The sequence below is a fragment of the Bartonella sp. AU18XJBT genome, assembly GCF_028618595.1.
Lineage (GTDB): Bacteria > Pseudomonadota > Alphaproteobacteria > Rhizobiales > Rhizobiaceae > Bartonella.
In genome coordinates this window covers 48,543-58,214 of sequence record NZ_JAQITE010000012.1, presented here as the reverse complement: position 1 = coordinate 58,214, position 9,672 = coordinate 48,543, and the positions used below count along the sequence as shown (strand labels likewise).

Genomic DNA, 9,672 nt, shown 5'->3' with positions numbered 1-9,672 from the left:
ATTCGACTGAACATCAAGCGATATAGGAAGATGAGACGAAGAATCTAAAGAGTCAGAAGATGTAGAAGGCTTTGGTTCAACAGGTGCAGAAGGAGGAGAAACAGAATCCGTAGATGAAGGAGATACCGGAACAGAGGGAGGTGATAGAAGCTTCATGAAATGATTATTAGATGGAATTTTCTAGGCAAGAAACTGAAGTGTAGAAGGCTGTTAGTAGGCAACTTTGCTTTTTAGAGGGGGAAATCAAAAAAAAATATTTAGGAAAATAGTGTTGTATTCCATTCTTATGATCGTAGGAATAAATAGTTGTTTCAATGATGATATTAGCTATTTTTTCCGAATTTTTAAGAAAAATGTTTTTGTGGAAGTATGTAGCCTATATAGGTGTTTATAGGGAGATGGGAGGTGGTTTTGGGGGTGATGTTTTTATCTTGTATAGGGGTAGCAATGTTAAAAGGTCAAAAAACATGTTAAGGTATTTTTTCTGAAGGGGGGAGGAAAGATTTAATGATTATGAAGATTTTAGGAGACTTTGGGGGGAGACTAGAGAGGTAGGATTTCTGAGAGCTCTAAAGATGCAAGGGGAATTAGGATTTCTGGAGGATTGTATAGGCATTTTATCAGCGATGGTTGTGCTTGGTGGTGCTTAGTTTAATCAGTGATATTGATTATACCACATTCACCATTTTCGCTACCAAAGGTGAGGTTTTTCCCTGCTTGATCCCAGTTGAGTGCTGAGATAGCACTTTTCCCATAACCTTTTAGAAGGACTTCTTTTCCATCGTGAAAATATGCCGCTAAAATCATTCCATCGTTGAAGCCTATTGCTACAATTTCTTTACTTGGGTGGCATGAAACGGTGCTAACAAGTGCATTTGCTCGTGTGCCCAGTTCTAATGGTGTTTTTCCCATGGGGCCATCTTTTGTATGAAAGGGCCAAACAATTGCGGCAGAGGCACCTGATGTTGCTAGCCATTTTCCTTTTGCACTCCAAGACCAGTTTTTGACTTTGCTTGGGTAGCCACTCATGCGGAGATGCTGATTATCAGTGAGACGCCAGCCGTGTAAGGCGTTTTCTTGCATCGTGGAAATGACATAGCGGTTGTCTGGTGAAAAGGTGACACCAAAGTGCGCTCCTTTCCAGACCAATGTGGTAGGAGATATTTGCGTTGATAACCAATGAAGGGTAACACCATTGTAATGGGCAACAGCAAGTCGTAAACCTTTTGGGGCAAAAGCGAGTCCTTCTACACTGCGTTCATGTGTGAGCTCTTGTCGTTCTTTTCCAACATGCACAAATGCGAAACGTGAGGAGGAAAAAGCAAAAGCTTTTTGTGGACCAAAAGCAACGTTGTTTATCCATTTGCGTTCTTTTTGGTTTAGCACTTCTGTATGTCCCGCTGCGGTTGTTTGACAGACTTTTCCATCTTCTCCACCTGTGATGATCGCGGTATTGTCATGGGAAAAATGACTTGAAATTATTCCTTTGTGAACTTCAAAGACTTGTGGGGTTGGATTAAAAAAAACAATGAAACCTTCTACGGAAACAAAAGCTGGTTTATTGCCTATAAAACCGCAGGAAAGGCAATAACTTTTGAGATCATAATGGGTAATGTTTGGCATTATCCCTCACTTATGCGCAATTTTCAAAACCTGTTTTTAATTTTTCAGCATCAAGAGAGCGTCCTATAAAAACAAGGCGACTTTCTCGTTTTTCATCTTCACGCCATGGGCGTTGATGTTGTCCCTCAAGAAGCATGTGTATCCCTTGAATGACGTAACGATCATCATCTCTTTGAAAGGCGATAATGCCTTTGAGACGCAAGATATCAGGCCCTTGTTGCTGCGTAATCTGTTGGATCCAAGGGAAAAACTTTTCTGGTTGCAGAGCACCTGTTTTTAAACTTACAGAAGTGATGGTAATATCATGAATGGGGGATGCATGATGATGGTCATGATGGCAATCGGGACCGCACACATGGGGGGCATGTTGGTGTGTATGTTTGTGATTGAGAAAATGAGGTTCATGATCGAGAGTCCGTTGGAGATCAAAGAAACCACGATTGAGGAGTGTCTCAAGAGGGATATTGGCGCGCTGTGTTGTATAGAGTATAGCGCGAGGATTAATTGCAAGAATGAGCGATTGCGTGTGTGCACGTTCTTCTTCGCTGACAAGATCAATTTTGTTTAAAAGAATGATGTCAGAGAAGGCAATTTGCTCTTCAACTTCACGGCTTTTTTTCAGTTGAGAGGGCAAATGCTTTGCATCAACGACCGCTATGACACTGTCGAGAGCTGTTTTTTCATGAACCGTATCATCCATGAAAAAGGTCTGTGCTACGGGAACGGGATCTGCAAGCCCTGTCGTTTCTATAATGATCGCATCAAATCGATGAGAACGTTGCATCAAACTTTCCAGAATGCGAATGAGATCACCACGCACGGTGCAACAAACACAGCCATTATTCATTTCATAAATTTCTTCATCTGATTCAATGATCAGGTCATTATCAATACCAATTTCACCAAATTCATTGACAATGACGGCATAACGTTTGCCATGATTTTCACTGAGAATGCGGTTGAGAAGGGTAGTTTTTCCTGCACCAAGATAGCCTGTGAGAACCGTAACGGGAAGTTTTTTTGGTTGTGTCGTTTCCATGGAGAGACCTTTTATTGTTCTTTATTGCCATGTGTTTATGTTAAATCGATTGATATCATCAAGTAAATCACGAATCTGAGACAGAACATGAGAAAAGATTGCTTCACCGGCTTGTGGTGTTGCTTTGCTTGCGTTTCCTGCCGCACCTTGCGTATTTAGATCTCGCATTGTCCAGCCAAAGGCATGAGGACCATAAGCGCGTAAATACCGATAATTGGCAATCATATCCGCCTGTTTATTATGAAAATTTGTTGCCTTTTCCATATGGACTTTTTCTGGTGCTAAATAGAGCATAAGAGAGGTTTCGATAAAACCTCCATGGATATCAAGATGTTGCTGAGACGGCTCCATGAGACCTTGTGGCAAACCAAAACGGCTCCAGCTTGTTGCTACAGCGAGCATGGAAAGGCGCCTTCGTAATTCGGTGATAACAATATTCATTAAAGGTGAATTGCCTCCGTGAGCATTGAGAAGAAGAAGACGGTTGATCCCTTTGTGATAACAGTTTTCACCAATCGTTATCCATCGCTCGATAGCGTCGGAAAAGGTAAGGGTTTGTGTGCCTGTAACATCCATATGTTCTATTGAATAGCCAATCTTTTCAACTGGTAAAAGTGCAATATGAAACTGCTCTTTTGTTTGTAAGGTAAGTGCTTTTGCAAAAGCTTCAGCAATAATCCAGTCGGTTTCGAAGGGAAGGTGCTCTCCGTGATATTCGTGTGCGCCCAAAGGTAAAAGAGCGAGAAAAGGCGTGTTAGATACCATAAATTATTGTCCAAAAGAGAAGTTAACACAGACAAAGTACTCAAAGGTGTTGTCGCTATTTAATCTATCTATAAGAGAAACGCAAATAGGCATCTTTTTACATCACATATGGATGCTATAAAAATGAGAGCTGTGTTAAAATAGTGAAGCTTTTATTGAGCAAAGCCAACTCAATTTTTTCTGTAAAATGAGGCAAGCTTTCTCAGGATAGCTATCGTTTGTAAGTCTTTCTGATGTGTATTCCAATTTTAATAAGTAAATATTCATACAGATTAAATATTTCACAGCATGCAATGAAAAATAATTTTTCATTGTTTATTGAAAACACAATTTTTTCTGTAAGTTGCATCTTCTTCTTTTTACTATGGAGCAAAGATAACAAAACTATTTCTATTATTGAAATAGTAAAGACTTTGTTTTCAATCAGGATCTCTAAAATCTTAATTCAAGTATCTGTATATTACAAAAGAATAGAAATGTTTGTTGATTGATTTTATTTTGGATAGTTTCTTAACAGACTTTAGTGTTCATGAGAAAAAATGAATATAAAGAGAAGAATTTACGTAAGATGAACTTGCGATCTCAGAGAGCTCGATGAGTTTAGAAAATGATTCAAGAAGAAATACCGTTGGATACATGATAAACAGCACGCCATTGTGTTGCACATTGACACGCTTGTTTTAAAGAAACATCTCGCAACGCACCCAATCCCATTTTACGGGGCGTTTGTGAGTGGTATAATGGTAAAGCCTCATAATATAAAATCTATTGTACTTCACTATCCTTACATTTTTAAAGTAAAAATGGGCTCCACCATTCACTTTGCCAATTTTCAATATTGGTTAACAGTGCTTGATAGTTAAAATATCTCATAAGTGATATTTTCCTTCCTTCAGGTGTGTTTACACATACATCGATTTCATTTGTGATTTGCCAGCGAAGAATTTTGATTGATTCAATATAAACAGAGTTAAAATTAAGAAAACCTTATAATAGTCAGCTCTCTCATTCAACATGCAAAAAAATAAATTATTATTGTAGATCGGTATCCTTCTATTAAAATGATTGGTTGATAAATTTATCATTCAATATCAGTTTTCATGGCATTATTTTTTTAATGCGCTTACTTAAGTTGATATTTAAAAAATGCAATTTTTTAGTAAGTTTCTCTATCACTTTTCTTTCAAGCATTTGATCAATTATTTATTTTGCACAAATTGTAGACAGTTATGTGAATACTGCCAAAAAATTATTTCAAAGATAATTATTTGTTACTAATACAGAGTAAATATAATTACTCAAAATAGAAATATGGCTGTAATATACAATATTGACGAAAAATATGAAATAACTTTTATGAAAATTAAGAAATAAAATTGTTTTTCAGTATTTTAGGCGATTATATTATTTCCATGACTCTCTTTTTATTTAACTTTAGGTAATTTGTTGGTGTTCTAGTGTTACTTATAATTTTTTTTTGTAAATATGATAGATTTACTTATTTTATGCGTTTGTTTTGTTAGATTTTAAAGTCAATATTTTGAGTTTTTTTATGCTGTATGAGATAAAGGGGCTGAATTATTTTTTTGAAGATGCTATGCGCTATTTTTTTATATACCAGTAAAAGTTGAGAATCATTTTATTAACGTATTTTCTATTTGAAAATAGAGATCTTGATTGATTTTTACATTTTATAACTGTTTTATAGAGAAATAATACACTATTTTAAGGTTTATTTATTAGAATAGATTTGTTTTAGATCGATGCTTTATTCGCTATCAATTTTATTTTTAAGTTTATTGATGAGAAATATAATAAAAAATAATTAAGTACTATTTCATTTTATATTTATTAATAGAGAATAAGTATCATTATGGTTATAGTTTTTAATGTTATAGTTCTTTAAAATTTAATTACATTTTAAATTATTTATAAAAGTTATATTATATAAATTTTTAAATGAATTTATTTTTTATTCTTTTGAAGTTTATAAATAAAAATAACAAAATATTACTGTTATAATATTATAAGAACAATATTTTTTTGTTATAACTTTTTGTTTTTCTGTCTTTACATGTAATACATAATGTGTTATATATAATATATAATTACAGATAATATTTTATTATGTGTAGTTATATAAATGATAAAATATAAGTTTTGTTTTTTATATATGTGAATATTCTTTCATTTTTTTCAGTGAAGAAAAGAGGAGCAAAGAAAGCTATGTTTAAAATATTTAAAAATCGTATATGTTCATTTACGTTTACACTATTTATTCTTTATTTTTATACAAACTATAGAGGGAAATGCAAGTTTTTTAAAAAATGAATTTCAAGGGAGAGTGGCAGTTACTATTTCTACACTAGAAAAAAATGTAGCTATTAAAGCTGTGGATAGAGCGGTCATTCAAGGTGTTGAGGAACAAGATGGCATTGCTTTGGGGAAAGTTGAAAAAACAGCTGCCTTTTCAGGTGCAGCCTTTTGGGGGGGAATAGTTATTTTATCACTTCTTGCTTCTTTATGTGTTGGGGATGTATTCGATGCTGTTGTATCTCTTTGGGGAATATTCACTACACTTTAGTAGAAAGCTCATCAACAAAGTTGATGATTTTTTGTTCATTTCATTATATTGAAAAAATAAATACTTGAAATCATTTATAGTGTATTTGATGATAAAATCGCTATTCTTAATACTAAATGTCTCTTTTATTAGCATTATTAAATTTTAAGATTATATGTTTATGTTTTTTACAAAGTAGTGTAACCTTTTTTAACATTTTATGGTTATTATCTAGTAATAAGGCTAGTATACTTACTATCTTTATCGGCTTTTTAATGTTGTCTACCTTCTCTCATATGAAGATTATTCATTAAAGGCATATTTTATCCTTTTTAAAATTTTTTTATATTTTATAAGAGGATAATATCAAAAATATTCCTGTGTTCATGGGTCTCATGCAATAAGAAAATGATAAATTATTATTTTCAAATTTGTTTATGTTAAATCCATTAAAAGTATTTTTTACGTATCACAAGTTGCGTTCGTGTATTGATAAAATTATTAAAAAAAGAGTAAAAATTCTTCTCATGAATCATCTCTAAGGCTCAAGGGCTCTCGTAATATTGGCAAATAAATGATGATGCCGGTTTGTATCTTTATAGAGTCAAGATAGTGATACATAATGAATCTTATACTATATCATGGGGTGGTTTATATTGTAGTATTTACGCACCATATTGTGAGAGGGAAGTGGTGATATGCATCGTTAAAAATGCCTTTATTAAAACATAAACACTTGTATTTGCGATACAAGTGCATTCTGGGGTGTTTTGCCGTGCCAAGAAAGGTATTGTTAAGTGAGGTAAGTAAGGAGTGTTTATAGTTTAGCGGAAGAAGGGCCATGAAGTAAAAGGTCTTGTTTAGCACGAAGACGCGCAATCCATTGATCTTCACGAATAGCAGTATTATGTAGTGTAATGAGTTCGTTTTTTTTAATTTCAGCTGTTACTGTTGCTTTTTCTAAAAGACCACAAGGAATGGCGTGGTGAGCGCGTGCTTCTGCGATGTTCATTATCCAAGCCCGATAAGTATAAAGACCGATAAAATCTAGCTGATCACCTGGATGTAAATCTTTTTTAGCAACAGCACAGACTTCTACTACGGGATGGCTAAGAGGAGCCATATCTTTTTTGCCATAAAGCATAACGCGTGCGCAGGTGAGGGGAACTTCCATTGCTGTTAAATGATAGGGGCGGTGAAAGGTAAAATAAGGACCCTGACCAATTTTTAAATCTTCCATACGTTCGCGTAAACGTGGGTGTGCTATTTCTGCAATGACAAAGACACCTGGGGAAACACCTTGACCTGTTGAATAATCTACAACACCATATTGCTGTAAAATGCCTCCATCTTGTTTTGGGATAAGCACTTTGTTTAAATCTTTCAACGTCGCTTGTGGTCCATGCATTCCTGGGCAATCGGGGAGAAGTCCAGTGGCGTTGGCAATAGCGGCCATTTCAACCATCGTTTTGGAACCATCAATAAATTCAACCAACATGCGCACATTCATATTACGCCGGAATGCTTCTTCTTCGTAAGCATCAGGTGTAGCATCAAAGAGCAGAGGATTATTTTTTCCTTTACCCGCTGCAACAATCTTATGCCCAAGGGCTGAAACAAATTCTATGAGTTCCATACAAGAAGTTGGTTCATCTCCAGCACCAAGTGTATAAATGAGTCCTCGTTTTTCTGCTTCATGTTTGAGATAAGCGCCAATTGTAACATCTGCTTCAACATTCATCATGACAAGATGTTTGTTATTCTCAAGCGCTTTGATACCAATTTCTGCTCCTGCTTCGGGATAGCCTGTTGCATCAACGATAATATCAATTTGTTCATGACGCAAAACTAGGTTAATATCATCTGTTGCTGCAATCAAATTTTTTTCAATGCTTTGCGTGAGAGCATAAGTGTTTTCAACTTCACAGGCATGTCCATCCTCGCCATAGGCTATTGTAGCGGCATCAAAAATACGTGACGGCGTCCTAGTGGCTACTGCAGCGACTGTTATACCATCCATATGCGCAATACTTGATAATAAATCTGTGCCCATTTCACCGCAACCAATCAATCCAATACGGATGGGGGGATGCTTTTCTGCACGTTGTTTTAAATCATGCGCTAAACCTGTTAGGTTCACATTGCTTGCCATTCTTTTTTCCCATTTGAAAACTATTCTGCTAAAGAACTTTTCTCATTCATAAGGTGCATTTGTTTTTAAGACAATTAATCTTTTATTCTTGATGCTCTAATCAATGGATTTTATAAAAGCAAGAGGGGTGGTTGCTTTTATCAAATAAAATAGGAATAGCGTTATGCAGCAAAAAATAGCAATACAAGATGTCACCAGTTTTATTGGGAAAGAAGTGGGATTATCGGGGTGGCGTCTTGTTACACAGGATATGATTAATCAGTTTGCATGCGCTACAGATGATCATCAATGGATACACGTTGATGAGGAAAAGGCTAAAAAGACACCTTTTGGGGGCACAATTGCTCATGGGTTTTTAACATTATCGCTTTTGTCTACGCTCGCTTATGAGGCACTTCCAGAGTTGGAGGGGAGCACAATGGGGATTAATTATGGTTTCGATAAAGTACGCTTCATGAGTCCTGTGAAAACAGGAGTACGGGTACGTGCGCGCTTTGTGTTAGATGATGCAGAAATTCGCCCTTCTGGTCGAGTGGTTTTCCATTATGGGGTTACGGTGGAAATTGAACAGTTAAAAAAACCAGCTCTTACAGCTCAATGGCTTATTGTGGCAGTGATGGGAGAAAAATCTTCCAATATCTAGATTAGTTTGAGTGCTTTATTTTATAAAGTTTTTGTACAATTCTATGAGAAGTTTCTTCAATGATAATATTGAGAATAATCTATAGGATGATAGATATGGTGGAGTTATCATAGCGTTGATAGTCATAGCGGATTGCTATCTTTCCTAGATCATTTTGAAAAGGAGTTTCTTGGTGAAGATAGTGCATTGCTTCACGCTTTTGTTTATAGCATTCTTTAATGGGATCACAGTCCTTACATAAAACAGAATACTTCAAATGGAATATACTTGCGTTGCCAATTCACGGGCTTATTTTAAAGAAACATCTCTCAACGCTCGTCACACCCACTTCGCAATGGCGCCTGTGAATAGTATAACGATAAAGCCATTGAGCACCCCCATCTTTATGCTTGTGAAGAAGAAAGCCGGCACCATCATATTATATGCTAGCCCCTAATATTATGACAGGTCTTGGCGCTTGAGATAATTCATAAGAGGGCATGCTTCCTTGCTTGCTTGTTTGTTTTGTTTATATCGTTTTTACTCATACGGCTCTTCCCGCTTGTAACATGCAAGCGAGAGATTTTGATTAATTCGATATGGAACAAATTGGGAATGAGAGGACTTTACGGGATTCAGAGTTCTCATTCAATATGAATAACGCCATATTATCATTATAAATTCAATATGTTATCTAAGGTTGGGAAAGGTCGTGAACAATGTCTTAATTTGACATGATAATTTATCATTTTTATGTTAAGTGAGAGTCTCACATACTGTGAGATCTCTTATTTCATTCCCTTTTATATTCAATCCGTTAAAACTATTTTCTTTCATGTTACAAACGGATGGGGAGAGATAAAAACTGTTTAAGAAAAAAGTTCCTAATCTCTTATGAGCGTTTTCGA

The 9,672-nt window shown here is 35.5% G+C and carries 6 protein-coding genes and 1 pseudogene; 2 read left to right on the top strand and 5 right to left on the bottom strand.

Going from position 1 to position 9,672, the window contains the following annotated elements:
• Positions 1-651: 651 nt before the first annotated feature.
• From PVV60_RS05060 to PVV60_RS05050, 3 genes are read right to left on the bottom strand one after another with little or no spacing between them, the layout of a single operon-like run.
• Positions 652-1,623 carry a WD40 repeat domain-containing protein gene (locus tag PVV60_RS05060; protein WP_273723594.1) on the bottom strand — a complete coding sequence of 324 codons (972 nt, stop codon included), beginning with the start codon at positions 1,621-1,623 and terminating at the stop codon, positions 652-654.
• 10 nt (positions 1,624-1,633) lie between these two features.
• A complete protein-coding gene (locus PVV60_RS05055; RefSeq protein ID WP_273723592.1) occupies positions 1,634-2,662 on the bottom strand; it encodes a GTP-binding protein in 1,029 nt (342 codons plus the stop codon).
• Between the two features lie 21 nt (positions 2,663-2,683).
• The gene (locus PVV60_RS05050; protein ID WP_273723591.1) at positions 2,684-3,427 is read right to left on the bottom strand and encodes a creatininase family protein; all 744 of its coding nucleotides are present in this window, start codon (positions 3,425-3,427) and stop codon (positions 2,684-2,686) included.
• 2,344 nt (positions 3,428-5,771) lie between these two features.
• Here PVV60_RS05050 and PVV60_RS05045 point away from each other — a divergent pair.
• Entirely contained in the window at positions 5,772-6,011 is a 240-nt protein-coding gene (locus PVV60_RS05045; RefSeq protein ID WP_273723589.1) for a hypothetical protein, read from the top strand.
• Between the two features lie 796 nt (positions 6,012-6,807).
• On the opposite strand, the gene PVV60_RS05040 is transcribed toward PVV60_RS05045, so the two are convergent.
• Complete coding sequence (locus tag PVV60_RS05040) at positions 6,808-8,142, bottom strand: NAD(P)H-dependent oxidoreductase (RefSeq protein WP_273723588.1); 1,335 nt, start codon at positions 8,140-8,142, stop codon at positions 6,808-6,810.
• Positions 8,143-8,305: 163 nt separating this feature from the next.
• Between PVV60_RS05040 and PVV60_RS05035 the strand changes: the two genes are divergently transcribed.
• Positions 8,306-8,785, top strand: a complete 480-nt coding sequence (locus PVV60_RS05035; RefSeq protein WP_273723586.1) for a MaoC family dehydratase — start codon at positions 8,306-8,308, stop codon at positions 8,783-8,785.
• A gap of 172 nt (positions 8,786-8,957) precedes the next feature.
• Here PVV60_RS05035 and PVV60_RS10835 read toward each other — a convergent pair.
• Positions 8,958-9,200 (bottom strand): annotated as a pseudogene (locus PVV60_RS10835) (Arm DNA-binding domain-containing protein); the annotation flags it as partial.
• Between the last annotated feature and the right edge of the window lie 472 nt (positions 9,201-9,672).

Excerpts from the sequence above, each read along its gene's own strand:
- PVV60_RS05050 (WP_273723591.1), bottom strand. The coding sequence starts at position 3,427 with ATGGTATCTAACACGCCTTTTCTCGCTCTTTTACCTTTGGGCGCACAC.
- PVV60_RS05055 (WP_273723592.1), bottom strand. The coding sequence starts at position 2,662 with ATGGAAACGACACAACCAAAAAAACTTCCCGTTACGGTTCTCACAGGC.
- PVV60_RS05035 (WP_273723586.1), top strand. The coding sequence starts at position 8,306 with ATGCAGCAAAAAATAGCAATACAAGATGTCACCAGTTTTATTGGGAAA.
- PVV60_RS05060 (WP_273723594.1), bottom strand. The coding sequence starts at position 1,623 with ATGCCAAACATTACCCATTATGATCTCAAAAGTTATTGCCTTTCCTGC.
- PVV60_RS05040 (WP_273723588.1), bottom strand. The coding sequence starts at position 8,142 with ATGGCAAGCAATGTGAACCTAACAGGTTTAGCGCATGATTTAAAACAA.